Here is a 25883-nt window from a genome sequence, read left to right as displayed (position 1 = left end):
CCGCTACTCAGCGAACGTCGCCGCCAGCGCCTCCGCGAGGCCCGGGACCAGGCCCGCGCCGGTGAGCACCTCGGTCGCCGAGTCCTTCTCGCGCAGCCGCACCGCCGACTCGCGGGCGCCGTCGCGCAGCACCGCGACCGTCATCCGGACCTCCTGGCGGTCCGGGTGCTTGGCCACCCACTTCGCCAGCTGCTTGTCGCTCATGCCCTCCGGCACGGACGCCTCGGCGGACGGCGGGAGCATCAGGCGCTCGACGGTGAGGGCGCAGCCCACCACCGCGTCGGGCCACGCGATGGTGCCCAGGAACTGGTCGAGGGCCTGGCCGGCCGGGATCTCGTCCTGCTCGATGGGGGTCAGGGGAGCGGCCGCCTCGGCCTGGTCGAGGCCGAGCTGGGAGGCGAGGGAGGGCTCCTGGGTGCGGAGCTTGGCGGTGTCGACGAGGGCGAACAGGCGGGCCGGCTGATCCCAGCCGAGGCCGGCCGCGTACTCGTCGATCTCGAGTACTGCGCGGGTGAGCGGGCTCGCGGCCATCGGGGGGCCGGAGGGGGAAACGTTGGACATGAGCAATATCCTGCCCTCTCCCACCCCCGGATCGGGAACTGAGTAAAGCCTCAGTAAGTTGCATAGGTGGGCTCTACGATCGCGGAGCCTGCTCAACCACCACCGAATTTCGAGGTGCGCACCTTGGCTTTCCAGATGCCGGACCGCGGCGGAGGCCCTTCCGGGTCCCGGATCAGAGTCGGCCGACCGTCCCGCCGGGTCCGGACGCTGCTCATGACACTGGGCGTCCTGGCCGTGCTGGCCATGGCGTTCGTCATGTTCGCCGGGTTCTGGACGGACTGGCTGTGGTACCGCTCGGTGCACTATTCGTCCGTCTTCACCACCACCCTGTGGACCAAGATCGGTCTGTTCTCGTTCTTCGGCGTCCTGATGGCCCTGGCCGTCGGCCTGAACATCTGGCTGGCGCACCGGCTGCGGCCGCCGCTCAGCGCGATGTCGCTGGAACAGCAGAGCCTGGACCGCTACCGGATGGGCATCGCCCCGTTCAAGAAGTGGCTGCTGCTCGGCATCACCGCGCTCGTCGGCCTGATCGCCGGCGCCTCCGCCTCCGGGCAGTGGCGCACCTGGCTGATGTGGGTCAACGGGGTGCCGTTCGGGCAGAAGGACCCCCAGTTCCATCTGGACGTCTCCTTCTACGCCTTCGACCTGCCCTGGTACCGCTTCCTGGTCGGCTTCGGCTTCGCGGCCACCGTGCTGTCCCTGATCGCCGCGGCTCTGACGCACTACCTGTACGGCGGGCTGCGGATCACCAGCCCGGGCGCGCGCGCCACGGGCGCCGCCACCGGCCATCTGTCGGTGCTGCTCGGCGTGTTCGTCGCCCTGAAGGCCGTGGCGTACTGGCTGGACCGGTACGGGCTCGCGGTGAAGTCCAGCGACTTCAAGGCCAGCAGCAACTGGACGGGCCTGCGGTACGTGGACGCCAACGCCTATCTGCCGGCGAAGACGATCCTCTTCTGCATCGCGGTCATCTGCGCGCTGCTGTTCTTCGCGACGCTGTGGCGCCGCACCTGGCAGCTGCCGGTGATCGGCTTCGGCCTGATGGTCCTCTCGGCGATCCTGATCGGCGGGCTCTACCCGGCGATCGTGCAGAAGTTCCAGGTCCAGCCGAACGAGCAGGCCAAGGAAGCGCCGTACATCCAGAAGAACATCGACGCCACGCGCAAGGCGTACGGCATCGACGCCACCGAGGTGCGGGACTACAAGGGGGCGACGGCGGCGGAGGACAACGCGAAGCTGCGCGCCGACGCCGACACGGCCGCCAGCTACCGGCTGATCGACCCCAATGTGGTCACGCCCGCGTTCCAGCAGCTCGAACAGCGGCGCAAGTACTACCAGTTCACCGTGCCGCTGGACGTGGACCGCTACACGGACAAGGACGGCAAGGAGCAGGACACCGTCATCGGTCTGCGTGAGCTGAACCTCAACGGCATCGACAAGCGCAACTGGATCAACGACCACTTCACGTACACCCACGGCTACGGCGCCATCGCGGCCAAGGGCACCACGGTGGACTCGACGGGCTCCCCGGACTTCACCGAGTCCGGTCTGCCGACCACCGGCCAGCTGCCGAAGTACGAGCAGCGGATCTACTACGGCGAGAAGACCGAGCAGTACTCGATCGTCGGCGGTCCGCAGAAGGAGCTCGACTACGAGGCCGAGGGCAAGGGCCAGGCGACGACGAGCTTCAAGGGCAAGGGCGGGGTGAGCCTGTCCAACGCCTTCAACCGCGCCGCGTACGCGGTGGCCTTCAGTGAGCCGCAGATCCTCTACTCGGGGGCCATCGGCGACGGCTCGAAGATCCTCTACAACCGCACGCCGAAGCAGCGCGTGGAGGCGGTCGCCCCCTGGCTGACCATCGACGCGGACTCCTACCCGGCGGTCATCAACGGGCGCATCCAGTGGGTCGTCGACGCGTACACGACGACCAACGGCTATCCGTACGCCTCGCGCACGACGCTCGGCGAGACGACGGCCGATTCGCTGACGACCCGTCAGCGCGCGGTGGTCGCCCAGCAGAACCAGGTCAACTACATCCGCAACTCGGTGAAGGCCACCGTCGACGCGTACGACGGAACGGTCACGCTGTACCAGTGGGACACCCAGGACCCGGTCCTGAAGACCTGGATGAAGGCGTTCCCGCACACGGTGAAGCCGAAGAATGACATCTCCCCGGAGCTGCTCGCCCATCTGCGGTACCCGCAGGACATGTTCAAGGTCCAGCGCGAGCTGCTGACCCGCTACCACGTCACCGACCCCGCGCAGTTCTACAGCGGCAGTGACGCCTGGCAGGTCCCGGACGACCCGACCAACAAGGACGGAGTGGCGGTCCCGCCGTACTACCTGTCCATGAAGATGCCGGGCGCCGAGCCGCAGGGGAAGAAGTTCTCGCTGACGACGACGTTCACGCCGAACGGCCGGCCCAACCTGGGCGGGTTCATGGCGATCGACGCCGATGCCGCCAGCAAGGACTACGGCACCATCAGACTCCTCAGAGTCACGGACAACGTCCAAGGTCCACAGCAGGTGCAGAGCAAGCTGAACGGTCTGCCGGAAGTCGCCGAGTTCGTACGGAACCTCAGAGGCAGCGACTCCGAGATCGACTACGGCAATCTGCTCACCGTGCCGCTGGGCGGGGGCTTCCTGTACATCGAGCCCGTCTACGCGCGCGGTGGCTCCGCCAACTATCCGCTGCTGAAGAAGGTCGGCGTCTCCTACGGGGACAAGACCGTCTTCAAGGACACCCTGGCGCAGGCGCTGAACGCGGTGTTCGGGGTGGACGCCTCCGAGCCGCCACCCGCGACCAAGCCGCCGACCGGCACCACCAAGCCGCCGTCCACCGGGACGAACGCGACCGTGGAGCAGGCCATCAAGGACGCCCAGAAGGCGTACGACGACGGCCAGAAGGCACTGCAGAAGGGCGACTTCACGGCGTACGGCAAGGCCCAGCAGGACCTTCAGGCGGCGCTTCAGCGAGCCGCCGACGCCGAGGCCAAGGCGAAGGGCTCCGGCGGCTCGGGGAGCGGCTGAGCTCCCCGGGGAGCCGAGACGGCCGGTTAATGCGGTCGGGCTCCGTTCCGCGTCGTGATACGTTGTATTCACCGACGCGGGGTGGAGCAGCTCGGTAGCTCGCTGGGCTCATAACCCAGAGGTCGCAGGTTCAAATCCTGTCCCCGCTACTCACAGACGAGGGCCCGGATCCTTAAGGATCCGGGCCCTCGTCATGTTGTGTGCCGAATGAGGGTCAGACAGTCGCGTGTGCTGCGTTTGGCTTATCTCTCTGTGGGCATGTCGACAAAACGCTGAAGTGACCTCACCGGCTGCGGTATACCAGGTGTACGCGGGTTGCGGGTGGTGCGACGATGGTATTTATGGGGGACAGGGCAACTCTGTTGGAGACAGGGCGGTTTGCGCAGATGCGCTCCGATGACGCCGCCGACGCCGAGACCGAGGCGCGGCACCGGCGTGCTGCCGACGGCGGCGACGCCGCGTCCATGAGCGTTCTCGGATCCCTGCTGCTGCGCCGCGGCGACCTCGACGGGGCCGAGGCCTATCTGCGCGGAGCCACCGCCGAGGGCGACCGGGCCGCGGCCAACAACCTGGGCGTGCTGCTGCACCAGCGGGGCTACGCGGACGAGGCGGCCGGCTGGTGGCGCATCGCCGCCGTCGCGGGCTCCGCCGCGGCCGCGCACGCGCTCGGCCGGCACTACCGGGAGCGGGGCGACGAGCCGGCCGCCGAGTACTGGCTGCGCCAGTCCGCCGAGCAGGGCCACGCGCTGGGGGCGTACGCCCTCGCCGACCTGCTGGAGCACCGCAGCGACGTGGGCGCCGAGCGCTGGCTGCGCGCCGCCGCCGAGCAGGGCCACCGCGAGGCCGCGTACCGGCTCGCCCGGCTCATCGACCAGCGGGCCGAGCACGACAGCGGCGAGCCTGACATCGCTGTCGAGGCCGACCAGGACACGGCGGCCGCCATCGCCGAGGCCGAGCAGTACTACCGCCAGGCCGCCGCGCGCGGCCACCGGCGGGCCGCGCTGCATCTCGGCGCGATCCTGGAGAAGCGCGGCGAGTTGAAGGAGGCCGGGCGCTGGTATCTGACCTCGGCCAAGGACGGCGAGGCCAAGGCCGCCTGCGCGCTCGGGTTCCTGCTGCGGGACGCGGGGGACGAGGAGAGCGCGGCCGTGTGGTGGCTGCGCGCCGCCCAGGACGGCGACGGCAACGCCGCCAATGCCCTGGGCGCGCTGCACGCCGCACGCGGCGAGCCGCAGACCGCCGAGCGGTGGTACCGGGCCGCGATGGACGCCGGGGACGACAACGGGGCGTACAACCTCGGGCTGCTCTGCACCGCCCAGGAGCGCACCGCCCAGGCCGAGCAGTGGTACCGGCGCGCGGCGTACGCGGGCCACCGCGAGGCCGCCAACGCGCTCGCGGTGCTGCTGCTCCAGGCCGGCGACGCGACCGGCGCCGAGCCGTGGTTCTCCAAGGCGGCCGAGGCGGGCAGCGTGGACGCGGCCTTCAACCTGGGCATCCTCTTCGCCAGCCGCGACGACGACCGCACCGCCCTGAAGTGGTACGAGCGGGCGGCGGCGGCCGGGCACACGGAGGCCGCGCTCCAGGTCGGCATGGCACTGCTCAGGGACGGCGAGGAGGCCGCCGCCGAGCGGCATCTGCGGTGCGCGGCGGGCGGCGGCAGCGCGGAGGCGGCGTTCCGGCTCGCCACCGTGCTCGACGCGCGCCAGCCGCCGCCCGGCGCGCCGGTGCTCGGCGAGCCGGTGGCCGAGAAGACGGAGTGCGAGGAGTGGTACGAGCGGGCGGCCGGGCAGGGCCACCGGCGCGCCCAGGTCCGGGTCGGCATGCTGGCCGCGGCCCGGGGCGACCAGGAGGGCGCCGCGCGCTGGTACCGGGAGGCGGCCGAGGCGGGGAGCCGCAACGGCGCGTTCAACCTCGGGCTGCTCCTCGCGCGCGAGGGGCGCGAGCGCGAGGCCGCCCTGTGGTGGGCCCGGGCCGCCCACGCCGGGCACGGGCGCGCGGCGCTGCGTCTCGCGCTGCTCGCCGCGCGGTGCGGGGAGCTCGCGGAGGGCCAGCGGTGGTGCGCGCGGGCGGTCGAGCTGGGACCGGCGGAGGTCGCCGAGCGGGCGGGCCGCCTGCGCGAGGCCCTGCACCAGGAACTGACGGCCTGAGCGATCGGGCCCGGGCGGCTCCGTGCCCCCGGGCCGGGCCGCCACCGGGGCTGGGCCGAACGGGTTTGCGCTGGTCGGCGGCGTGACGTACTGTTGGGTTCACCGACGCGGGGTGGAGCAGCTCGGTAGCTCGCTGGGCTCATAACCCAGAGGTCGCAGGTTCAAATCCTGTCCCCGCTACCAAGTATTCAGGGCCCGGATCCAATGGATCCGGGCCCTGTTTCGTATGTCCGACGGCAGACCGGGCAAAAAGCGGGCGGGGGCTTCGGCCCCCGCCCGCTTTTTACGTGGATCTTGTGTTTACGCTGCCGCGCAGTTCGGGCAGATGCCCCGGTACGTGACCTCCACGTCCGAGACCGTGAAGCCGAAGCGCTCCGCGGCCGGGAGGTCGGCCAGGGGGTTGCCGGTGGGATGCACATCTCGGATCGCGCCGCACTGGGCGCAGACGAGGTGCTGATGGGGCTGGTGCGCGTTCGGGTCGTACCGCTTGGCGCGGCGGTCCGTGGACACCTCGATCACTTCGCCGAGGGTCACCATCTCGCCCAGCGTGTTGTAGACGGTCGCGCGCGAGATCTCGGGCAGCTTGGCCACAGCACGCGCGTGGACCTCGTCCGCCGTCAGGTGCATGTGGTCGCCGTCGAGGACCTCGGCCACGACGCGCCGCTGTGCCGTCATGCGCCAGCCGCGTCCGCGAAGTCGTTCCAGCAGGTCACTCATAAGGGCCAGCCTAACAGCCGGGGGAACGTATCCCGAACGGGTGTGACTTTGGATGCCTACTTGACTTAGACAACGTCCATTGTAGGATCGGAAACGGCAAACGCCAAGGGACAGGACTTGCAGGAAATGACGCAGGAGGCGCACGTGACGCAGGGACCGCTCACCACGGAGGCCGGCGCGCCGGTCGCGGACAACCAGAACAGCGAGACCGCGGGCGTCGGCGGTCCGGTGCTCGTCCAGGACCAGTCGCTCCTGGAGAAGCTGGCGCACTTCAACCGTGAGCGCATCCCGGAGCGCATCGTCCACGCGCGCGGTGCGGGCGCCTACGGCACGTTCACCCTGACCCGCGACGTCTCGCAGTGGACGCGCGCGAAGTTCCTCTCCGAGGTCGGCAAGAAGACCGAGACGTTCCTGCGCTTCTCCACCGTGGCGGGCAACCTCGGCTCGGCCGACGCCGTGCGCGACCCCCGCGGCTTCGCGCTGAAGTTCTACACGGAGGACGGCAACTACGACCTGGTCGGGAACAACACGCCGGTCTTCTTCATCAAGGACGCCATCAAGTTCCCCGACTTCATCCACACGCAGAAGCGCGACCCGTACACGGGCTCGCAGGAAGCCGACAACGTGTGGGACTTCTGGGGTCTGAGCCCCGAGTCGACCCACCAGGTCACCTGGCTCTTCGGCGACCGCGGCATCCCGGCCACGCTGCGCCACATGAACGGGTACGGCTCGCACACGTACCAGTGGAACAACGAGGCCGGCGAGGTCTTCTGGGTCAAGTACCACTTCAAGACCGACCAGGGCATCAAGAACCTCACCCAGGCCGAGGCCAACAAGCTCGCCGGTGAGGACCCGGACAGCCACCAGCGCGATCTGCGCGAGGCCATCGAGCGCGGCGAGTTCCCGAGCTGGACCGTGCAGGTGCAGATCATGCCCGCCGCCGAGGCCGCGACCTACCGCTTCAACCCGTTCGACCTCACCAAGGTGTGGCCGCACGAGGACTACCCGCCGATCGAGATCGGCAAGCTGGAGCTCAACCGCAACCCGGAGAACATCTTCGCCGAGGTCGAGCAGTCGATCTTCAGCCCCGCGCACTTCGTGCCCGGCATCGGCCCGTCCCCGGACAAGATGCTCCAGGGCCGCCTGTTCGCGTACGGCGACGCGCACCGCTACCGGGTCGGGATCAACGCCGACCACCTGCCGGTGAACCGCCCGCACGCCACCGAGGCGCGCACCAACTCCCGTGACGGCCACCTGTACGACGGCCGCCACAAGGGCGCGAAGAACTACGAGCCGAACAGCTTCGGCGGCCCGTACCAGACGGACCGCCCGCTGTGGCAGCCGGTGCCGGTGAGCACCGCGACCGGCAACCACGCGGCGCCGGTGCACGCCGAGGACACCGACTTCGTCCAGGCGGGCAACCTGTACCGGATGTACTCGGAGGACGAGAAGGCGCGCCTGATCGACAACCTCGCCGGGTTCATCGCCAAGGTCTCGCGCGACGACATCGCCGAGCGCGCGATCAACAACTTCCGCCAGGCGGACGGAGACTTCGGCAAGCGGCTGGAAGCCGCGGTCCAGGCCCTGCGCGGCTGAACAGCACTGGATCGCTTGCCGTAGGCAGTCAGAGGGCCGGTTCCCTTCGGGGGGCCGGCCCTCTGTGCGTACTGCCCCGGTTCCGTACGTACGGGGACTCAGCCGACCAGTTCGGCCGGGTGGCGGCGGGTGGGGGCCCAGCAGCGGATGATGTCCCGCACCGAGACCACGCCGACCGGGCCGTCCCCGTCGAGGACGATCAGATGCCGGAAGCCGCCGTGCGACATCGCCTCGGCCGCCTCGTCCAGGGTCCAGGACGGCGCCGCGAAGACGACGTCGGTGGTGGTGTGGGTGCTCGCGGTCTCGTGGTCCGGGTTCTGGCCCTGGCCGAGCGAGTTGAGGATGTCGCGCTCGGTGAGGATGCCGAGCCCGCTGGTGTCGGGGTCGAGGACGACGGCCGCCCCGACGCGGCGCGCGGCCATCAGCCGGGCCGCCTGCCGGAGGGTGTGCGCGGGTCCGATGGTGAGGACCACCGTGCTCATGGCGTCACGGACGAGCATGGATGGGGCCACCTCCTTGGTGAAGTGCCGTTGCCCGACTGCGAGTACCCGACTGCGAGGGCCTGCTTGCGAGAACGGATTCACAAGTTCACAAGTGGGGGGACTCTTAGAGTCGCAGGAGGACATGCCCGTCAACAAGGGGGTGGTAGAGGTCAGTTGAGGGGCGCGTAAAAGTACGACCCACGCCCCTCTCGCACCCCAGGTGCCTGTATCCGCCTATCGCGCGCGCTTACGGGCGCCCACAAAAAGGCCTCAGTCGCCCAGGCCCACGTAGTTCAGCAGCTCACCGTGGAGCAGGCCGTTGGAGGCCGCCGCGTTGCCGCTGTGCGGGCCGGGCTGGCCGTCGAGGCCGGTGAAGACGCCGCCCGCCTCCTCCACCACGATCACGTTCGCCGCCATGTCCCACAGCGACAGCTCCGGCTCGGCACAGATGTCCACGGCCCCCTCGGCGATCATCATGTACGGCCAGAAGTCGCCGTACGCGCGCGTGCGCCAGCACTCGCGGGTCAGATCCAGGAAGTCGTCGAGCTTGCCGCGCTCCTCCCAGCCGCTCAGCGAGGAGTACGCGAAGGACGCGTCCGCGAGCTTCGACACGCTGGAGACCCGCAGCCGGCTCGCCTGCGACAGACTGCGGCCGGTGTACGCGCCGAGCCCCTTCGCCGCCCACCAGCGACGGTTCAGGGCGGGCGCCGACACCACGCCGACCACCGGCCGGTAGCCGCCCTCGCCCGCCTCCATCAGCGCGATCAGCGTCGCCCAGACCGGCACCCCGCGTACGTAGTTCTTCGTACCGTCGATGGGGTCGATCACCCAGCGGCGCGGGCCCGTGCCCTCCAGGCCGTACTCCTCGCCCAGGATCGCGTCCCGTGGGCGTGCCCGCTGGAGATGGCCGCGGATCAGCTCCTCGGCGGCCTTGTCGGCCTCGCTCACCGGCGTCATGTCCGGCTTGGTCTCGACCTTGAGGTCGAGCGCCTTGAACCGGTCCATCGTGGCGGCGTCGGCGGCGTCCGCGAGGACGTGGGCGAGACGCAGATCATCGTGGTAGTCGGGCATGGCCACACCGTATCGACCAGCACCTGCGGCGACCACATGGCCCGGGATGCGGACACCCGGCGGGAGGGCCCGCGCCGACCGCTCGGCGCACCGGTACGGCCCGCTCCGGCTATTGACAGTGCCCGGGCGCGCGTCAACTCTGAGGGCGGAGCCTCGGGAGGCGCGATGCCCACAGCGCGAGAAGCCCTACTGGACGCCGCCGTCTCGGCCCTCGCCGCACTGCCCTGGTCGGGGGTGCGGATGGTGGACGTGGCCTCGGCCGCGGGCGTGTCCCGGCAGACGCTCTACAACGAGTTCGGCAGCAAAGAAGGCCTGGCCCGGGCCCTGGTGCGGCGCGAGGCCGACATCTATCTGCGCGGGGTCGACCGGGTGCTCGCCGATCACGCGGTGCCTGCCGACCGACTGGTGGCGCTGGTCGAGTGGACCGTCGGCTCGGCCCGCTCCAGCGCGCTCATCCGGGCGCTGCTCACCGGTTGCTGGGGCGAGCGCCTGCCCGCCCCCCGCCCGGGCCGCACGCCCGGCGTGCACTCGCCCGTACCGGCGCAGAGGCGGGCGGACGCCGGAGTTCCGGGGCCGTCCGAACTGGTGGCCGCCGTCCGGGACCGCTCGCTGGCGGCGCTGGAGAAGGAACTCCCGGCCGTGGACCCGCTGGAAGTGGCGCGCTGCTGCGAGACGGTGGTGCGCCTCGCGCTCTCGTATGTGGTGGCCCCTGATCCGGCGAGGCAGGGGACGCCCGGGGGTGGCCATGCGGCGCACGTACGCGCGGTGCTCGCCCGTACGCCGATGCGGCCGGTGTCGTGAGCCCCCGCCCGGCCGGTCCGCCTCAGTGCGCCGACCCCGAGATCTGCAGCCCGATCACGCCCACGATCACCAGCGAGATCGACACCAGTTTCAGCGTGGAGACGACGTCGTCCAGGAAGACCATGCCGTAGATCGCGGTGCCCGCCGCGCCGATGCCCGTCCACACCGCGTACGCCGGACCCACGTCCAGCTTCTTCAGGGACAGGGTCAGCAGCCCGAACGAGCCGAGGGCGAACGCCGCGAAGGCGATGGTCGGCCCGATCCGGGTGAAGCCGTGCGACAGTTTGAGACAGACGGCGAACCCGGTCTCCAGGATTCCGGCGACCACCACGAGCAGCCACGCCATGTCCAGGGCCTCCCGCAACGCATAGGTGACTGCTTGTCAGAGCTACGTGCGATTATGCACGCGGGTTCCGTCAGTCGCCCTCGTGGCGCTCCCGGGTGGCCAGCAGGCGCCGCAGCGAGTAGAGCCGGGCCGGGTCGGCGTGGCCCTCCTCGACCCAGGCGTCCAGCGCGCACTCCGCCTCGTCGTGGCTGCACGCGCGCGGGCAGTTCTCGGTGCCGGGCACCAGGTCGGGGAAGGCGAGGATCACCCGGGACGGCTCGACGTGGTGCAGGCCGAACGACCGTACGCCCGGGGTGTCGATCACCCAGCCGCCGTCGCTGCTGGCCAGCGGCAGGGCGAGCGCGGAGGTGGTGGTGTGCCGGCCGCGGCCGGTGACCGCGTTGACATGGCCGGTGACCCGGCGGCGGTCCTCCGGGACCAGGGCGTTGACCAGGGTCGTCTTGCCGACGCCGGAGTGGCCGACGAACGCGGTCACCTTGCCGTCGAGGTGCTCGCGCACCCGGTCCGCCGCGTCCCCGTTGTAGAGCTCCTCGCGGGAGGTGACGACATACGGGACGCCCAACGCCCCGTACATCTCCAGGAGTTCGTCCGCCGGGGCGAGGTCGGACTTGGTGAGCACGAGCAGCGGGGTGAGCCCCGCGTCGTACGCCGCGACCAGACAGCGGTCGATCAGGCGCGGGCGCGGCTCGGGGTCGGCGAGCGCGGTGACGATCGCCAGCTGGTCGGCGTTGGCGACGATCACGCGCTCGAACGGGTCGTCGTCGTCGGCCGTGCGCCGCAGCACGGAGCTGCGCTCCTGGATGCGGACGATGCGCGCCAGGGTGTCCTTGGCGCCCGAGAGATCACCGACGATCATGACCCGGTCGCCCACCACCGCGGCCTTTCGGCCCAGCTCACGGGCCTTCATCGCGGTGATCGTACGGTCCTCGACGAGGCAGGTGAGGCGGCCCCGGTCGACGGTGAGGACCATCCCCTCCGAGGCGTCCTCGTGCTTGGGCCGGATGTTGGTGCGGGGACGGTTGCCCTTGCGGTTGGGGCGGACCCGGATGTCGTCCTCGTCGGGGTTCTTGCCGTAGCGGCGCATCTGCTCAGGCCCCGCTCAGTTTCCGGCCCCGGCCAGCATCTCGGTCCACATCCGCGGGAAGTCGGGCAGGGTCTTGGCGGTCGTCGCCACGTTCTCGATCTGTACGCCCTCGACGGCGAGGCCGATGATCGAACCGGCCGTCGCCATGCGGTGGTCGTCGTAGGTGTGGAAGATCCCGCCGTGCAGTCGGCGCGGGCGGATGTGCAGCCCGTCCTCGGTCTCGGTGACATCGCCGCCGAGCTCGTTGATCTCCTTGGTGAGCGCCGCGAGCCGGTCGGTCTCGTGCAGCCGCAGATGCGCGACGCCGCGCAGCGTCGAGGGGGAGTCGGCGAGCGCCGCGACCGCCGCGATGCCCGGGGTCAGCTCGCCGACCTCGCTCAGGTCCACGTCGATGCCGTGGATCGAGCCGGAGCCGGTGAAGACCAGGCCGCGGTCGGTGAGTTCGCAGGAACCGCCCATCTCCGTGAAGATGCGGCGCAGCTGGTCGCCCGGCTGGGTGGTGCGCTCGGGCCAGTCCGGGATGGTCACCTTGCCGCCGGTGATCAGGGCGGCCGCCAGGAACGGCTGGGCGTTGGAGAGGTCCGGCTCGATGGTGAGGTCGCGGCCGAGCAGCGCGGACGGGGAGACCCGCCACACGTTCGGCTCGCCGCCGGTCTCCGGCTCGTCCACCTGCGCGCCGACCTGGCGCAGCATGTCGACGGTCATCCGGATGTGCGGCATCGACGGCAGCGAGCCGCCGACGTGCCGTACCTCGACGCCCTGGTTGAAGCGGGGCGCGGAGAGCAGCAGCGCGGAGACGAACTGGGAGGACGAGGACGCGTCGATCTCGACCCGGCCGCCGTCCAGGGCGCCGCCGCCGTGCACGGTCATCGGGAGCGCGCCCCGGCCGTCGTCGTCGATCCGGGCGCCGAGCACGCGCAGCGCGTCGATCACCCCATTGAGGGGTCGCTCGTACGAGCGCGGGTCGCCGTCGAAGCGGACCGGCCCGTCGGCGAGGGCGGCGACCGGCGGCATGAAGCGCATGACCGTACCGGCGTTGCCGACGTCGACGGTGGCCGGGCCGTGCAGACCGGCCGGGATGACCCGCCAGGCCTCGCCGGAGCCGTCGGGGTCGCCCGCCGGGGTGGAGCTGGAGGACACCGTCTCCTCGATTCCGACGCCCAGGGCACGCAGTGCCTCGGCCATCAGCAGGGAGTCGCGGGAGCGCAGGGGCCGGCGCAGCCAGCCGGGCTCGGCGGCCAGCGAGGCCAGCACGAGGGCGCGGTTGGTGACCGACTTCGAGCCGGGCACGGTGACCGTCGCGTCGACGGCCCCGGTTGCGACAGGAGCGGGCCAGAGGGCGGGGTGGACGGGCGTTTCGGTCATGGGTCTCACTTTAGTGGGGGGAGAAGCTACAGTCCGAGCAGCCACCTGCCGCCGCCGATGAGTGAGCAGACCGAGACGGCGTGGAACATGAACAGCCACAGCGCCGGTGGTACGTGGGTGAGCCGGGCCAGCTGGTCCGCGTCGGAATCTCCGCTGTTGTGGCGCCTGCGCTTGCCCTGGAGCTCGAAGGCCGGCCGTACGCCCCCGAGCAGCAGGAACCACACGACGGTGTACGCGAACACCGACTGCACATCGGGCGAGGTCAGCCACGACACCAGCAGGAACGCGGCGCCGCTGAGGACCACGGTGAGCACGCCGTACGCGTTGCGGATCATCACCAGCATCGCGATGAGCAGGGCTGTGGCGAGCCAGAGCAGCAGGGTGACGTGGTGCGCGGCGAGCAGATAGGCGCCGCCCAGGCCGAGCAGCGGGGGAGCGGTGTATCCGGCGGCCGCTGTCAGGATCATGCCGAGGCCGGTCGGCCTGCCCCGGCTCACCGTGAGGCCGCTGGTGTCGGAGTGCAGCCGGATGCCGTCGAGGCGGCGGCCGGTCAGGAGCGCGACCAGGCCGTGGCCGCCCTCGTGGGCGATGGTGATCGCGTTGCGCGAGAGGCGCCAGACGCCGTGCGGGACGACGACGGCGAGCGCCGCTATCCCGGTGACGACGACCAGCCACTGGGCCGGTGCGGCCTGGGTGCCGAAGACGTGCAGGTCGGGCATTTTGCCGGGCATTTCCGGGACGGCTCCTCTTGATCGGCTGCCGCGTGGCAGGGTTGCTGTCATGTGTGGGAGGTATGCAGCGAGTCGTAGGCCCGAGGATCTCGCGGGAGTCTTTGAAATAGAGAAGTGGGATCCCCAGGAGAGCCTGGAACCGGACTGGAACGTGGCCCCGACCAAGGAGGTCTACGCGGTCCTTGAGCGCCCACTGAAAGACGCGGATGACCGGCGTCCGGTTCGCCAGCTGCGCAAGCTGAAGTGGGGGCTCGTCCCGTCCTGGGCGAAGTCGCCGGAGGGCGCGGCGCGGATGATCAACGCGCGCGCGGAGACGGTCCACGAGAAGCCGTCCTTCCGCAAGGCGTTCGCGGCCCGCCGCTGCATCCTGCCCGCCGACGGCTACTACGAGTGGGTCACCGGGGCGGACGAGCGGGAGCTGGAGGTCGAGGGCAGGAAGAAGCGGCCGCGCAAGCAGCCGTACTTCATCTCGCCCGCCGACGGATCGGTGTTCGCCATGGCCGGGATCTACGAGTTCTGGCGCGACCGGACGCTGCCGGACGACCATCCGGCGGCCTGGTGGGCGACCTGCTCGGTGATCACCACGGAGGCGGAGACGGGCCCGCTGGGCGTGGGCCCGGCCGACGGCCCCTCCTCGCTGACGGAGATCCACCCCCGGATGCCGCTGATGCTGACCCCGGACCGCTGGGCCGAGTGGCTGGACCCGTCCACCACGGACGTGGAGTCGCTGCGCGGACTGCTGGCGCCGCCGCCGGAAGGGCTGATGCGGGCGTACGCGGTGTCGACGGCGGTCAGCAATGTGCGCAACAACGGGCCGGAGCTGCTGAAGGAACTGTCGGGGCCGGAGGAGGGCACGCTGTTCTGAGCCGCCCGCTGTTCTGTCCGAGCCGCCCGCTGCTCCGAGTGTGAGCCCCTGCAATAGTCGCGGCCCATGCACTATGTGACGGTGACCACCACCCACGTAGTAGCGACAGCAGCCGGTGATGCCCGGATCACCTGGCACAAGGCCGCCAAGGCCCGGCTCGTGTTCGCCCTCGGGCACGGCGCCGGGGGCGGGATCGAGGCGCGGGACCTTCAGGCGCTGGCCGGGACACTGCCCGCGCTCGGGGTGAGCGTCGCGCTCGTCGAGCAGCCCTGGCGGGTAGCCGGCAAGAAGGTGGCGCCCGCACCCAAGACCCTCGACACCGGGTGGCGCGGGGTGTGGCCCGCGCTCACCGAACCCGGGCTGCCGGTCGTCGCGGGCGGGCGCAGCGCGGGCGCGCGCGTGGCCTGCCGCCTCGCCACGGAGCTCGGCGCCCACGCGGTGCTCGCCCTGAGTTTTCCGCTGCACCCGCCCGGCAGGCCCGAGAAGTCCCGCGCGGACGAACTGCTCGGGGCCGGCGTGCCCACCCTCGTGGTCCAGGGCGGAAACGATCCGTTCGGCCGCCCCGGGGAGTTCCCGGCCGGAAAGTACGAGCTGGTCGAAGTCCCCTTCGGGGACCACTCCTTCGCGGTGCCCAAGCGGGCGGACATCGGCCAGGACGAGGCGTTGCGGGTGATCACGGACGGCGTCGGGCGCTGGGCGGCCGGGCTCGGCTGACCCGCCGGTAACCCCGGGGAACCCCAAGTGGCCCCCCGGCAGCGGCGGGCGGAGCCCCGGGAATGCCGGGTGCCGGGCCGCTGTTGTGAGGACATACGCAATCGCAAGCCTGGCCTTATGTGGAGAGGGAGTCCGTCGCATGGGTTCGACCATCTGCCCCAGCCGCTCGCACGCCGCTGACCTGGAGTGGACGGTGCTGTCGGCGGCGAAGACCGCTCCTATTCGAGCGGCGGGCGGACCGGATCGTCGTCTATCCTCCGATTCGAGCGGGTCCAGCTTCGGACTCGTCACACCGTTCGAGGAGGTGGGTCCGGTCACAGGGACCGACGACGGCCACGTGGAAGAGTCGACCGCCGAGCGCAACGCGCGCTTCGAGCGGGATGCCCTCGGCTACCTCGACCAGATGTACTCGGCGGCGCTGCGCATGACGCGCAACCCGGCGGACGCCGAGGACCTGGTGCAGGAGACGTACGCCAAGGCGTACGGATCCTTCCACCAGTTCCGGGAGGGGACGAACCTCAAGGCTTGGCTCTACCGGATTCTCACCAACACGTTCATCAACTCGTACCGGAAGAAGCAGCGCGAACCCCAGCGCAGCGCCGCCGAGGAGATCGAGGACTGGCAGCTCGCGCGCGCCGAGTCGCACATGTCGACCGGTCTGCGCTCGGCCGAGTCCCAGGCACTGGACCACCTGCCCGACTCCGATGTGAAGGAAGCCCTCCAGGCCATTCCGGAGGAGTTCCGTATCGCCGTGTATCTCGCGGACGTAGAGGGCTTTGCGTACAAGGAGATCGCGGACATCATGGGTACACCCATCGGTACGGTGATGTCCCGGCTGCACCGGGGCCGCCGCCAACTGCGCGGAATGCTGGAGGACTACGCCCGTGACCGCGGGCTCGTCCCGGCCGGCGCCGGCGATTCGGACGAAGCGAAAGGCTCGGGCTCATGAGCTGCGGAGAGCCGCACGAGACGGACTGCTCTGAGGTCCTGGACCATCTCTACGAGTTCCTCGACCACGAGATGCCCGACAGCGACTGCAACAAGTTCGAGACGCACTTCGAGGAGTGCTCGCCGTGCCTGGAGAAGTACGGGCTCGAACAGGCCGTGAAGAAGCTGGTCAAGCGGTGCTGCGGGTCGGACGACGTCCCCGCCGACCTGAGGTCGAAGGTCATGGGCCGGATCGATCTGATCCGCTCCGGCCAGGCGGTGCCCGACCAGGACATCGTCGCCGAGGGCTGAGACTTGGGCTGATCCACAGCTGAAGCGTGAACAGAGGGGCCGCAACCATGCGTTGCGGCCCCTTTCGTCACTCGAAGGTGCTAATCCGGCGGGACTGAAAACGGTTCAATCCGACAATGCGCCTACTCGCCGATCCGCGCGGGCCTATCCTCCCGATCCGGAGCAGGAGGGAGGCGCGCCATGGACGGATCGCAGCCACGGACCATGCCATGGGGGGCGCGTGCCGCGCTCCTGGGCGTTGTCGTGGCCGCAGGGGCGTGCGCGCTGCCCCTGGCGCTCGGGCCGGTGCCCTGGGGCGCGCTGGGGCTGCTCGCGGGTCTCTACGCGCTCTGTGAGTGGCCCGCGCGCTGCCCGCTGCTCCTGGGCCGGGTCAGCGTGCCGCCGGTGTCCGGCTCGTTCTTCCCGGTGCTGCTCGCCGCCGCGTTCCTGCTGCCACCTGCGGCCGCCGCGCTGGTCGCCGTGCCCGGCGCGCTGCTCGCGCCCGTCTACGAGCCGCCCCGGGCCGTGCGCCGTATCTGGCGGGCCGCGCAACTGGCGCTTGCCGTGTGCGCCGCGGCCGGGGCGCACGAACTGCTCGGCGGGCGCGCGGCGCTGGGCTCCGCGGCTCGCACGCCCGCGCCCGACTTCCCGTACGCCCTGCTGCCCGCCGGGGCCGCGGCTCTGGTCTTCTGTCTCGTCCTGACCGCGCTCGACGGGCTGATCCTGTGGACCGCCGAGCGGCTGCCCGCCCGGACCGCCTGGCGCGGGCTGCTGCTGCGCTCCCTGGCCCCGTACTGCGTGCACGGCCTCGCCGGGCTGATGATGGCTGTGCTCTGGCGCAGCCGGTACGGACCGCCCTCGGCGCTGCTCGTGCTGCTGCCGATGTACGTGTCGTGCTGGGTCTTCACGCAGTACCACCGCGAGCACGCCGCCCACCAGGCCACCATCCGCGCCCTGGTCCAGGCCGTCGACATCAAGGACACCTACACGCGCGGCCACAGCGAGCGCGTCGGCCTCGCCTCGGTGCTGATCGCGCGTGAACTCGGCATGGAGGAAGGCCGGTTGGAGGTGCTGCGGTTCGCCGGGATCCTGCACGACGTGGGCAAGCTGGGGGTGCCCACCCGGCTGCTGCGCAAGGAGGGCCCGCTCACCCCGCAGGAGCGCGCGGTGATCGAGCTGCACCCCGAGTACGGGCATGAGATGGTGCGCGGCATCGGCTTCCTCGGGGAGGCGCGCGCCGCGATCCTGCACCACCACGAACGGCTCGACGGCAGCGGCTACCCGTACGGGCTCGCCGGTCCCCAGATCCCCGAGTTCGCCCGCGTGGTGGCCGTCGCCGACGCCTTCGACGCGATGACGTCGACCCGCTCCTACCGGCGCGCCCGGCCCGTCGAGGCGGCCGTCGAGGAGCTTCAGCGGTGCGCGGGGCGCCAGTTCGACCCGCAGATGGTGCGGGCGCTGGTGCGCGCGGTCGAGCGGCACGGCTGGCACCCGGCGGTGACGGCGGACGAGCCGGAGGGGGCGGTGCGTACGGGGCGCGGAAACGTCTCGGCGGTGTGCCCCCCTGTTGACTCGAACGGACAGGTGCTGGCGGGGGTTCCGCGCAATGCCGCTGGGCGCGGCGGTTTCGGGTGACGGGGACGGAGGAGGCCGGGGAGCTTGGCGGGGCCGGGGAGTACGCCGGGGCGGCGGCCGAGGGACTGGACGGGGCTGTGGGCCGGGGGCCGGGCGGGGAGTTCGCCGGGCTACCCGGCGGGGTGCCTACCCGCGCGCCCGCCACGCGCGCGTCGCGAAGACCACCGCACCGCACGCGCGCGTACCGCGTGCCGTTCACCGTCGTCGCCGTGTACGCGGCCGCCGCCGCGCTCGCCGTGTGGGCGCTGGGGCGGACTCTCTGGTGCGGGGTGGTGGAGCCCGGGGTCGCGCTGGCCTTCGGGGCGCTGGTCACCGTCGGTGAGCTGGCGCGGTGGCGGGCCCGGGGCCAGGACCGGGAGCAGGAGCGCGAGTCCGCGCCGCTCGGCTCGGCCGGGGCCCTCGCGTACGCGCTGCTCGGCGAGAACGGCGGCAGCCCCACCCACCACGGCGTCCTCCAGGTCGTCGCCGTGGTGCTCGCGGCCGCGCTCGTCGGCGCCGTGCCCCATGTGGCGCTCGGCCGGGGGCCGAGCCCGGACCAGGTGGCCCGGCGGGTGCTCACCGTCGCCTTCGCGGCCGTCTGCTTCCAGCCGCTGTACAACTCCGGAATCCTGGCCCGCCGGACCGGCGACGGCCCGTACTACGCGCTGTTCCTGCTTCTGGTCCTGGTGCTCACCGCGCTGTGCGACGCGGTGCTCGCCGCGGCGCTGCTGCGGGCCCGCACCTCCTTCCCGTACGGGCCGGTCCTGCGCGACGAGCTGCGCGCGCTGCTCGGCATCGGCTCGGCGGTCTGCGCGACCGGCGCCGTGATCGCGCTCGCGGTCGCCGTGGCCGGGCTGTGGGCGCTGCCGGTGTTCTGCGTACCGCTGCTGCTGACCCAGCTGGCCTTCAGGCGGTACGCGGCGGTGCGCACCACCTACCGGCAGACCATCACCTCGCTCGCCCGCGCCACCGAGATCGCCGGGTACACCCAGCCGGGCCACGCCCGCCGGGTGGCGCGGCTGAGCCGGGCCGTGGGGCGCGAGCTGGGGCTATCCGAGGCCGAGCTGGGCGTGCTGGAGTACGCGGCCCTGATGCACGACATCGGGCAGCTCTCGCTCGTCGACCCGGTGCCCGCCGGGGCCACCGCACCGCTGCCGCCCGCCGAGCAGCGCCGGATCGCCCTGCTCGGCGGGGCCGTGGTGCGCCAGACCGGCGTGCCCGCCGAGGTCGCGGTGATCGTGGAGCGCCAGGCCGACCCGTACCGCGAGCAGCCGCTGCCCGCCCGGATCGTGCGGGCCGTCAACGCCTACGACGACCTCGCGGGGGCACCCGGGGGCCCAGGAGGCTCCCTGAGCGCCCTGGAGCAACTGCGACTCGGCACCGGACGCGACTATCAGCCCGAGGTCGTGGAATCGTTGGCCCGGGTCCTGGCCCATCAGCGGGGCGGCCCGCCGGGCCCCGGCTGAGGACCTGCGGCGGGAGTGGACCCGGGCGTCTTACGCCCGTGGCCGCTGGGTAACCCAGGAGTAATGAGCGGCCTTCCGGCCGGGCATGGTTGGATGCGAAAGAACCCAGAAAACTGGGCGACGAAAGACCGGAGGCAGGTCGGTCTGGGCAGGCGGGAATCGTGAGGATCTTCGGCAAGGGACGGCACCGGCCCTCCGCCTCGTGGCGGCAGGCCACGGACCGTGCGTTCACGCTGATCGGCGACGGCAGGTACGAGGACGCCGGCGCGCTGCTGACGCGCGCCGCCGACCTGGAGCCCTGGCTCTCCGAGTCCTGGTTCAACCTGGCGCTGCTGCACAAGTTCCGGCACGACTGGGAGCAGGCGCGCGCCGCGGGCCTGCGGGCCGTCGCGCTGCTCGACAAGGAGACCGGCGCCCCCGACTGGTGGAACGTCGGGATCGCCGCCACCGCCCTCCAGGACTGGCCGCTGGCCCGCCGCGCCTGGCAGGCGTACGGCCTCAAGGTGCGCGGCTACCAGGAGACCGCCACCGGCACCGGCGAGCCGTCCGGCATGGAGCTGGGCAGCGCGGCCGTGCGGCTCTCCCCGGAGGGCGAGGCCGAGGTCGTGTGGGGCCGCAGGCTGGACCCGGCGCGCATCGAGGTCCTGTCGATCCCGCTGCCCTCGTCCGGGCGGCGCTGGGGCGAAGTGGTGCTGCACGACGGGGTGCCGCACGGCGAGCGCACGGTCGCGGCCGGGCCGTCCTTCCCCGTCTTCGACGAGATCGAGCTGTGGGCGCCCTCGCCGGTGCCGACCTGGGTGGTGCTCCTGGAGGCCGCCACCGAGGCCGACCGGGACGCGCTTGAGCGCCTGGCGGCCGACGCCGGGTTCGCCGCCGAGGACTGGTCCTCGTCGGTGCGGCTGCTGTGCCGGGCCTGCTCGGAGTCGCGGATGCCCAGCGACGAGGGCGACGGCGAGCACCTGGACCCGCACGACCACAGCGAGCCGGGCCATCCGGGCCCCCTCGGCCACCGCACCGCCGGCGAGCTGTGGGTGCCGGAGCGCGAGTGCGGCATCGCGGCGCCCCCCGGCCTGGTCCGCGGCCTGCTCGACGGCTGGGTCGCGGACAGCCCCGACAGCCGCGAGTGGCGGGATCTCGAAGAAGTCTGCTGAGGGTGCCCTCAGGGCCTGCCCGGCGGATCTGGTCGGCACGCGGGGGTCTGGCACGCGCATCTGCGGCGTTGTCGTCGGTTGCCGACTCCCCCAAGTTCTCGGCTCCGCTCGAACAGGGGGCACCCCCATCGCGTCGCCGCCCTCCTCCGCCTTGCAGCTGCACGCACCAGACCCCCGCTCACCAGCACCGAAAGGCCGCCCGGGACCGTAGGCCGACCAGATCCGCCGGACAGGCCCTAGGCTGTACGGGTTCGGACTCGGGAATCCAGGAAGGCGTACGGCACAGATGTCGCAGCAGGAGACGGACCAGCAGGTCGAGAACGACGGGTTCGTCGTCGACACGGAGGACTGCGAGGAGCGCGAGGAGGCGTACCGCGCGCGGGGCACGTCCCGGCCGATCACGGTCGTCGGCAACCCGGTGCTGCACAAGGAGTGCAAGGACGTCACCGAGTTCGACGACAAGCTGGCCGCGCTGGTCGACGACATGTTCGCCAGCCAGCGCACCGCCGAGGGCGTGGGCCTGGCCGCCAACCAGATCGGTGTCGACCTCAAGGTCTTCGTCTACGACTGCATGGACGACGACGGCGTGCGCCACGTCGGCGTCGTGTGCAACCCGGTCCTGGAGGAGCTGCCGGCCGACCGCCGCGTCCTGGACGAGTCCAACGAGGGCTGCCTGTCGGTCCCGACGGCCTACGCGGAGCTGGCCCGCCCGGACTACGCGGTCGTCAGCGGCCAGGACGCCGAGGGCAACCCGATCCGCGTGCGCGGCACCGGCTACTTCGCCCGCTGCCTCCAGCACGAGACGGACCACCTGTACGGCTACCTGTACATCGACCGCCTCTCGAAGCGCGACCGCAAGGACGCGCTGAAGCAGATGGCGGAGAACACCCCGCGCTATGAGGTCGTGCCCAACGCGTAAGCGTTCGCACGCAGCCGAAGGGCCCCGCACCAACCCTGGTGCGGGGCCCTTCGGTTCACGGTGCCTAGTCCCAGGCGATGGACCCCGGCGCGGGCGTGTCCCAGCCGATGGACTGCGGCGCGGGGGCGTCCCAGCCGATGGACTGCGGAGTCGGGGTGTCCCAGCCGATGGACGTCGGGGCGGCCGACGCGGTCGCGGTGCCCGCGGCGGCGAGCAGCGCGGTCAGACCCGCGGTGGCGATCAGACGGGTGGTACGGGACATGAACTTCCCCCAGAGTCTGTGCATTTGGTGAAGATCACGTTACGACACCTTCACCCGGCTGACCAGCCTCTTCGGCCGCTCCGCCGGGCGCGGATCAGAAGTCCTCGTCGAAGCCCACCGAGCCCTCGACCGCCACCTGGTAGGCGGACGGGCGGCGCTCGAAGAAGTTCGTCAGTTCCTGGACGCCCTGGAGCTCCATGAAGGAGAACGGGTTCGACGAGCCGTACACCGGGGCGAAGCCGAGGCGCTGGAGGCGCTGGTCGGCGACGCACTGGAGGTACTCGCGCATCGACTCGGTGTTCATGCCCGGCAGACCGTCGCCGCACAGGTCGCGGCCGAACTGGAGCTCCGCCTCGACGGCCTCCTTGATCATGTCGGTGACCTGCTGCTGGAGCGCGTCGTCGAAGAGCTCCGGCTCCTCCTTGCGGACGGTGTCCACGACCTCGAAGGCGAAGTTCATGTGCATCGTCTCGTCGCGGAACACCCAGTTGGTGCCGGTCGCGAGGCCGTGCAGCAGACCGCGCGAGCGGAACCAGTACACGTACGCGAAGGCGCCGTAGAAGAACAGGCCCTCGATGCACGCCGCGAAGCAGATCAGGTTGAGCAGGAAGCGGCGGCGGTCGGCCTTCGTCTCCAGGCGCTCCAGCTTCTCGACCTCGTTGATCCACTTGAAGCAGAACTGCGCCTTCTCGCGGATGGAGGGGATGTTCTCCACCGCGTCGAACGCGGCCGCGCGGTCCTCCGGGTCGGGCAGGTACGTGTCGAGCAGCGTCAGATAGAACTGGACGTGCACGGCCTCCTCGAAGAGCTGACGGCTCAAGTAGAGCCGCGCCTCGGGGGAGTTGATGTGCTTGTACAGCGTCAGCACGAGGTTGTTCGCCACGATCGAGTCGCCCGTCGCGAAGAACGCGACCAGGCGGCCGATCATGTGCTGCTCACCCGGCGACAGCTTGGCGAGGTCGGCGACGTCGGAGTGGAGGTCGACCTCCTCCACCGTCCAGGTGTTCTTGATCGCGTCCCGGTAGCGCTCGTAGAAGTCCGGGTAGCGCATCGGACGCAGGGTCAGTTCGAAGCCCGGGTCGAGCAGGTTCTTGTTCTCGGCGGTCATTACTGGCAGGCCTCGCAGGACTCGGGGTTCTCAAGGGAGCAGGCGATCGCGTCGGCGTCGGGGGCCGCCTGCTGGACGGGGATGGTGGCGCTGGCCTGGGCGGCGCGGGCGATCCGGGTCGCCGGGCGCGAACGCAGGTAGTACGTCGTCTTCAGACCCTGCTTCCAGGCGTACGCGTACATCGACGACAGCTTGCCGATGGTGGGCGTCTCCAGGAACAGGTTCAGCGACTGCGACTGGTCCAGGAACGGCGTGCGGGCCGCCGCCATGTCGATCAGGCCGCGCTGCGGGATCTCCCAGGCCGTGCGGTACAGGGCGCGCACGTCCGCGGGGATCCAGCTGAAGTCCTGGACCGATCCGCTGGCGTCGCGCAGCGCCTCGCGGGACTGCGCGTCCCACACGCCGAGCTTCTTCAGGTCCTCGACCAGGTAGCCGTTGACCTGGAGGAACTCACCGGACAGCGTCTCGCGCTTGAAGAGGTTGGAGACCTGCGGCTCGATGCACTCGTACACGCCCGCGATGGACGCGATGGTCGCGGTCGGGGCGATCGCGAGCAGCAGCGAGTTGCGCATGCCCACGGCGGCGATCCGCTCGCGCAGGGCCGCCCAGCGCTCGGGCCAGTTCAGCTCGACGTCGTAGTGGTCGGGGTGCAGGACGCCGCGGGCCGTGCGGGTCTTGTCCCAGGCCGGGAGTGGGCCGGAGCGCTCGGCGAGGTCGCAGGACGCCTCGTACGCGGTGAGCATGATGCGCTCGGCGAGCCTGGTGGAGAGGGCCTTCGCCTCGGGGGAGTCGAAGGGCAGGCGCAGCTTGAAGAAGACGTCCTGCAGACCCATCGCGCCCAGGCCCACCGGACGCCACTTGGCGTTGGAGCGGCCGGCCTGCTCGGTCGGGTAGAAGTTGATGTCGACGACGCGGTCGAGGAACGTCACGGCGGTGCGGACGGTCTCGTCCAGGCGCTCCCAGTCGATCTCGCCGGAGGCCAGCACGAACGCGCCGAGGTTGACCGAGCCGAGGTTGCAGACCGCCGTCTCGCCGTCGTCGGTGACCTCCAGGATCTCCGTGCAGAGATTCGAGGAGTGGACGGTGTGACCGGGCTCCGCCGTCTGGTTGGCGGTGCGGTTGGAGGCGTCCTTGAAGGTCATCCAGCCGTTGCCGGTCTGCGCGAGCGTGCGCATCATCCGGCCGTACAGGTCCCGGGCCGGGATGGTCTTCTGCGCCAGACCGGCGGCCTCCGCCTTGCGGTACGCGGCGTCGAACTCGTCGCCCCACAGGTCGACCAGCTCCGGCACGTCGGCCGGCGAGAACAGCGACCAGGTGCCGTCCGTGTCCACGCGGCGCATGAACTCGTCCGGGATCCAGTGCGCCAGGTTCAGGTTGTGCGTACGCCGGGCGTCCTCACCGGTGTTGTCGCGCAGCTCCAGGAACTCCTCGATGTCGGAGTGCCAGGTCTCCAGGTACACCGCGGCCGCGCCCTTGCGCCGCCCGCCCTGGTTGACCGCCGCCACCGACGCGTCCAGCGTCTTCAGGAACGGGACGATGCCGTTGGAGTGGCCGTTGGTGCCCCGGATGAGCGAACCGCGCGAGCGGATACGGGAGTACGACAGGCCGATGCCGCCCGCGTGCTTCGACAGGCGCGCCACCTGGTGGTAGCGGTCGTAGATCGAGTCCAGCTCGTCGAGCGGCGAGTCGAGCAGGTAGCAGCTCGACATCTGCGGGTGGCGGGTGCCGGAGTTGAAGAGCGTGGGGGAGGACGGCAGGTAGTCCAGGCGGCTCATCAGGCCGTACAGCGCGGCGACCTGGTCCAGTGCGCGCACCGAGTCGTCCTCCGCCAGGCCCGAGGCCACCCGGAGCATGAAGTGCTGCGGGGTCTCGATGACCTTGCGGGTGATGGGGTGGCGCAGCAGGTAGCGGGAGTAGAGGGTGCGCAGGCCGAAGTAGCCGAAGCGGTCGTCGGCGCCTTCCGCCAGCGACGCCTCGACCAGCGCGTCCAGGCGGGCGCGGTGCAGCCGTACGAAGTCGGCGGTGCGGTCCGCGATCAGGCCCTCGCGGTGGCCGACCTCGACCGACTCGGAGAACGACACCGAGCCCTGGGTCGCGGCCTCCTCGGCGATCGTGACCGTCAGCAGCCGGGCGGCGAGCCGGGAGTACGCCGGGTCCTCGGAGATGAGACCGGCGGCCGCCTCGGTGGCCAGCCCACGCAGCTCCGCCTCGTCCGAGCGCGCGTTGCGGCCGCGCAGCGCGGCGGCGGCGACACGGCCGGGGTCGGTGTCCGGCAGATCGGCGGTGAAGTCGGTCAGGATCCGCAGCAGGGCGGTCCCGGGGGCATCCGCCGGCTCTTCGATCGCTGAAGCGGGATCCGCTGGGGCGATGGTCACGTGGGGGCACTCCTCGCTCGGCACGGGGCCAAGCAGGGGTGCGGGCACACGACCACCCACGCAGGGGTATGCCGCGTCCACCAGCCCACTCCGCGAGGCCCGGACGTCTGGGCACCCTTGACCGGACGGCCAGGGCGCGCTGTCGGCAGGTCCTCGGACTGAACCAAGTACGCGAATGCGTACGAGTACACCGTTGCGGGACAGTTCCGGATTTCCACCGGATTCCCCTGCGGCGACAGCGAGGACGAGCATACATCTTGTGT

Annotated in this window: 23 protein-coding genes, 2 tRNA genes and 1 riboswitch; of the genes, 14 read left to right on the top strand and 11 right to left on the bottom strand. The window is 71.2% G+C overall.

Features of this window, described 5'->3' with window-relative positions:
- Positions 1 to 3 precede the first annotated feature (3 nt).
- Positions 4 to 561, bottom strand: a complete 558-nt coding sequence (locus tag ACT1U9_RS09860; protein WP_444537968.1) for a PPA1309 family protein — start codon at positions 559 to 561, stop codon at positions 4 to 6.
- 135 nt (positions 562 to 696) lie between these two features.
- Here ACT1U9_RS09860 and ACT1U9_RS09855 point away from each other — a divergent pair, with 135 nt between their 5' ends.
- The 4 genes from ACT1U9_RS09855 to ACT1U9_RS09840 all read left to right on the top strand — a co-directional run bounded on the left by ACT1U9_RS09855 (position 697) and on the right by ACT1U9_RS09840 (position 5918).
- On the top strand, positions 697 to 3588 hold the full coding sequence (locus tag ACT1U9_RS09855; RefSeq protein ID WP_444539056.1) for a UPF0182 family membrane protein: 2892 nt from the start codon (positions 697 to 699) through the stop codon (positions 3586 to 3588).
- A 75-nt stretch (positions 3589 to 3663) separates the two neighbouring features.
- Positions 3664 to 3737: transfer RNA gene (locus ACT1U9_RS09850), tRNA-Met, on the top strand.
- 183 nt (positions 3738 to 3920) lie between these two features.
- On the top strand, positions 3921 to 5735 hold the full coding sequence (locus ACT1U9_RS09845; RefSeq protein WP_444537967.1) for a tetratricopeptide repeat protein: 1815 nt from the start codon (positions 3921 to 3923) through the stop codon (positions 5733 to 5735).
- Between the two features lie 106 nt (positions 5736 to 5841).
- Positions 5842 to 5918 (top strand) — tRNA-Met (locus ACT1U9_RS09840).
- Positions 5919 to 6035: 117 nt separating this feature from the next.
- Here the strand turns inward: ACT1U9_RS09840 and ACT1U9_RS09835 are convergent.
- Positions 6036 to 6452, bottom strand: a complete 417-nt coding sequence (locus ACT1U9_RS09835; protein ID WP_444537966.1) for a Fur family transcriptional regulator — start codon at positions 6450 to 6452, stop codon at positions 6036 to 6038.
- Between the two features lie 126 nt (positions 6453 to 6578).
- Between ACT1U9_RS09835 and ACT1U9_RS09830 the strand changes: the two genes are divergently transcribed.
- A complete protein-coding gene (locus ACT1U9_RS09830; protein ID WP_444537965.1) occupies positions 6579 to 8048 on the top strand; it encodes a catalase in 1470 nt (489 codons plus the stop codon).
- 98 nt (positions 8049 to 8146) lie between these two features.
- Here the strand turns inward: ACT1U9_RS09830 and ACT1U9_RS09825 are convergent, their stop codons facing one another.
- Together ACT1U9_RS09825 and hisN are read right to left on the bottom strand one after the other, a co-directional pair.
- Positions 8147 to 8548 carry a CBS domain-containing protein gene (locus ACT1U9_RS09825; protein WP_444537964.1) on the bottom strand — a complete coding sequence of 134 codons (402 nt, stop codon included), beginning with the start codon at positions 8546 to 8548 and terminating at the stop codon, positions 8147 to 8149.
- 252 nt (positions 8549 to 8800) lie between these two features.
- Positions 8801 to 9601 (bottom strand): histidinol-phosphatase, encoded by an 801-nt coding sequence (hisN, locus tag ACT1U9_RS09820; RefSeq protein WP_444537963.1) that lies wholly within the window; start codon positions 9599 to 9601, stop codon positions 8801 to 8803.
- 165 nt (positions 9602 to 9766) lie between these two features.
- Here hisN and ACT1U9_RS09815 point away from each other — a divergent pair, with 165 nt between their 5' ends.
- Positions 9767 to 10402, top strand: a complete 636-nt coding sequence (locus ACT1U9_RS09815; RefSeq protein WP_444537962.1) for a TetR/AcrR family transcriptional regulator — start codon at positions 9767 to 9769, stop codon at positions 10400 to 10402.
- A 22-nt stretch (positions 10403 to 10424) separates the two neighbouring features.
- Here the strand turns inward: ACT1U9_RS09815 and ACT1U9_RS09810 are convergent, their stop codons facing one another.
- The 4 genes from ACT1U9_RS09810 to ACT1U9_RS09795 form a co-directional block, all read right to left on the bottom strand.
- Complete coding sequence (locus ACT1U9_RS09810) at positions 10425 to 10748, bottom strand: DMT family transporter (RefSeq protein ID WP_188275989.1); 324 nt, start codon at positions 10746 to 10748, stop codon at positions 10425 to 10427.
- Positions 10749 to 10818: 70 nt separating this feature from the next.
- Positions 10819 to 11832 carry a ribosome small subunit-dependent GTPase A gene (gene rsgA, locus ACT1U9_RS09805; RefSeq protein ID WP_444537961.1) on the bottom strand — a complete coding sequence of 338 codons (1014 nt, stop codon included), beginning with the start codon at positions 11830 to 11832 and terminating at the stop codon, positions 10819 to 10821.
- 15 nt (positions 11833 to 11847) lie between these two features.
- Positions 11848 to 13197 carry a 3-phosphoshikimate 1-carboxyvinyltransferase gene (gene aroA, locus ACT1U9_RS09800; protein WP_444537960.1) on the bottom strand — a complete coding sequence of 450 codons (1350 nt, stop codon included), beginning with the start codon at positions 13195 to 13197 and terminating at the stop codon, positions 11848 to 11850.
- 26 nt (positions 13198 to 13223) lie between these two features.
- Entirely contained in the window at positions 13224 to 13916 is a 693-nt protein-coding gene (locus ACT1U9_RS09795) for a M50 family metallopeptidase (RefSeq protein ID WP_444539055.1), read from the bottom strand.
- Between the two features lie 61 nt (positions 13917 to 13977).
- Between ACT1U9_RS09795 and ACT1U9_RS09790 the strand changes: the two genes are divergently transcribed.
- The 8 genes from ACT1U9_RS09790 to def all read left to right on the top strand — a co-directional run bounded on the left by ACT1U9_RS09790 (position 13978) and on the right by def (position 21875).
- Complete coding sequence (locus ACT1U9_RS09790; protein WP_444537959.1) at positions 13978 to 14793, top strand: SOS response-associated peptidase; 816 nt, start codon at positions 13978 to 13980, stop codon at positions 14791 to 14793.
- Positions 14794 to 14874: 81 nt separating this feature from the next.
- Positions 14875 to 15507 (top strand): alpha/beta hydrolase family protein, encoded by a 633-nt coding sequence (locus ACT1U9_RS09785; RefSeq protein WP_444537958.1) that lies wholly within the window; start codon positions 14875 to 14877, stop codon positions 15505 to 15507.
- A 304-nt stretch (positions 15508 to 15811) separates the two neighbouring features.
- The gene (locus ACT1U9_RS09780) at positions 15812 to 16456 is read left to right on the top strand and encodes a sigma-70 family RNA polymerase sigma factor (protein WP_188276546.1); all 645 of its coding nucleotides are present in this window, start codon (positions 15812 to 15814) and stop codon (positions 16454 to 16456) included.
- Positions 16453 to 16746, top strand: coding sequence for a mycothiol system anti-sigma-R factor (rsrA, locus tag ACT1U9_RS09775; RefSeq protein WP_188275984.1), 294 nt, complete (start codon positions 16453 to 16455; stop codon positions 16744 to 16746). Before ACT1U9_RS09780 ends, rsrA begins: the two co-directional genes overlap by 4 nt.
- A gap of 180 nt (positions 16747 to 16926) precedes the next feature.
- Positions 16927 to 18360, top strand: coding sequence for an HD-GYP domain-containing protein (locus ACT1U9_RS09770; RefSeq protein WP_444537957.1), 1434 nt, complete (start codon positions 16927 to 16929; stop codon positions 18358 to 18360).
- Between the two features lie 188 nt (positions 18361 to 18548).
- On the top strand, positions 18549 to 19805 hold the full coding sequence (locus ACT1U9_RS09765) for an HD-GYP domain-containing protein (protein WP_444537956.1): 1257 nt from the start codon (positions 18549 to 18551) through the stop codon (positions 19803 to 19805).
- 161 nt (positions 19806 to 19966) lie between these two features.
- Positions 19967 to 20956, top strand: coding sequence for a tetratricopeptide repeat protein (locus ACT1U9_RS09760; RefSeq protein ID WP_361430656.1), 990 nt, complete (start codon positions 19967 to 19969; stop codon positions 20954 to 20956).
- 286 nt (positions 20957 to 21242) lie between these two features.
- Complete coding sequence (gene def / locus ACT1U9_RS09755) at positions 21243 to 21875, top strand: peptide deformylase (RefSeq protein WP_444537955.1); 633 nt, start codon at positions 21243 to 21245, stop codon at positions 21873 to 21875.
- A gap of 64 nt (positions 21876 to 21939) precedes the next feature.
- On the opposite strand, the gene ACT1U9_RS09750 is transcribed toward def, so the two are convergent.
- From ACT1U9_RS09750 to ACT1U9_RS09740, 3 genes are all read right to left on the bottom strand, one after another.
- Positions 21940 to 22137, bottom strand: a complete 198-nt coding sequence (locus ACT1U9_RS09750) for a hypothetical protein (protein ID WP_444537954.1) — start codon at positions 22135 to 22137, stop codon at positions 21940 to 21942.
- A gap of 94 nt (positions 22138 to 22231) precedes the next feature.
- Positions 22232 to 23245: a ribonucleotide-diphosphate reductase subunit beta gene (locus ACT1U9_RS09745; RefSeq protein WP_444537953.1), complete on the bottom strand. Its 1014-nt coding sequence runs from the start codon at positions 23243 to 23245 to the stop codon at positions 22232 to 22234.
- Positions 23245 to 25620 (bottom strand): ribonucleoside-diphosphate reductase subunit alpha, encoded by a 2376-nt coding sequence (locus ACT1U9_RS09740; protein WP_444537952.1) that lies wholly within the window; start codon positions 25618 to 25620, stop codon positions 23245 to 23247. Before ACT1U9_RS09740 ends, ACT1U9_RS09745 begins: the two co-directional genes overlap by 1 nt.
- 127 nt (positions 25621 to 25747) lie before the next feature.
- Positions 25748 to 25872: riboswitch (cobalamin riboswitch) on the bottom strand.
- Between the last annotated feature and the right edge of the window lie 11 nt (positions 25873 to 25883).

This window comes from Streptomyces sp. BR1 (assembly GCF_052373795.1).
Lineage (GTDB): Bacteria > Actinomycetota > Actinomycetes > Streptomycetales > Streptomycetaceae > Streptomyces.
Note: the sequence above shows the minus strand (reverse complement) of the source record. Positions and strands in the feature narration are given on the sequence as shown.

What these genes read in the sequence shown, in the direction of transcription:
- ACT1U9_RS09860 (WP_444537968.1), bottom strand. Translation starts at nt 561, where the DNA reads ATGTCCAACGTTTCCCCCTCCGGCCCCCCGATGGCCGCGAGCCCGCTC.
- ACT1U9_RS09855 (WP_444539056.1), top strand. Translation starts at nt 697, where the DNA reads ATGCCGGACCGCGGCGGAGGCCCTTCCGGGTCCCGGATCAGAGTCGGC.
- ACT1U9_RS09845 (WP_444537967.1), top strand. Translation starts at nt 3,921, where the DNA reads ATGGTATTTATGGGGGACAGGGCAACTCTGTTGGAGACAGGGCGGTTT.
- ACT1U9_RS09835 (WP_444537966.1), bottom strand. Translation starts at nt 6,452, where the DNA reads ATGAGTGACCTGCTGGAACGACTTCGCGGACGCGGCTGGCGCATGACG.
- ACT1U9_RS09830 (WP_444537965.1), top strand. Translation starts at nt 6,579, where the DNA reads ATGACGCAGGAGGCGCACGTGACGCAGGGACCGCTCACCACGGAGGCC.
- ACT1U9_RS09825 (WP_444537964.1), bottom strand. Translation starts at nt 8,548, where the DNA reads ATGCTCGTCCGTGACGCCATGAGCACGGTGGTCCTCACCATCGGACCC.
- hisN (WP_444537963.1), bottom strand. Translation starts at nt 9,601, where the DNA reads ATGCCCGACTACCACGATGATCTGCGTCTCGCCCACGTCCTCGCGGAC.
- ACT1U9_RS09815 (WP_444537962.1), top strand. Translation starts at nt 9,767, where the DNA reads ATGCCCACAGCGCGAGAAGCCCTACTGGACGCCGCCGTCTCGGCCCTC.
- ACT1U9_RS09810 (WP_188275989.1), bottom strand. Translation starts at nt 10,748, where the DNA reads ATGGCGTGGCTGCTCGTGGTGGTCGCCGGAATCCTGGAGACCGGGTTC.
- rsgA (WP_444537961.1), bottom strand. Translation starts at nt 11,832, where the DNA reads ATGCGCCGCTACGGCAAGAACCCCGACGAGGACGACATCCGGGTCCGC.
- aroA (WP_444537960.1), bottom strand. Translation starts at nt 13,197, where the DNA reads ATGACCGAAACGCCCGTCCACCCCGCCCTCTGGCCCGCTCCTGTCGCA.
- ACT1U9_RS09795 (WP_444539055.1), bottom strand. Translation starts at nt 13,916, where the DNA reads ATGCCCGACCTGCACGTCTTCGGCACCCAGGCCGCACCGGCCCAGTGG.
- ACT1U9_RS09790 (WP_444537959.1), top strand. Translation starts at nt 13,978, where the DNA reads ATGTGTGGGAGGTATGCAGCGAGTCGTAGGCCCGAGGATCTCGCGGGA.
- rsrA (WP_188275984.1), top strand. Translation starts at nt 16,453, where the DNA reads ATGAGCTGCGGAGAGCCGCACGAGACGGACTGCTCTGAGGTCCTGGAC.
- ACT1U9_RS09770 (WP_444537957.1), top strand. Translation starts at nt 16,927, where the DNA reads ATGGACGGATCGCAGCCACGGACCATGCCATGGGGGGCGCGTGCCGCG.
- def (WP_444537955.1), top strand. Translation starts at nt 21,243, where the DNA reads ATGTCGCAGCAGGAGACGGACCAGCAGGTCGAGAACGACGGGTTCGTC.
- ACT1U9_RS09750 (WP_444537954.1), bottom strand. Translation starts at nt 22,137, where the DNA reads ATGTCCCGTACCACCCGTCTGATCGCCACCGCGGGTCTGACCGCGCTG.
- ACT1U9_RS09745 (WP_444537953.1), bottom strand. Translation starts at nt 23,245, where the DNA reads ATGACCGCCGAGAACAAGAACCTGCTCGACCCGGGCTTCGAACTGACC.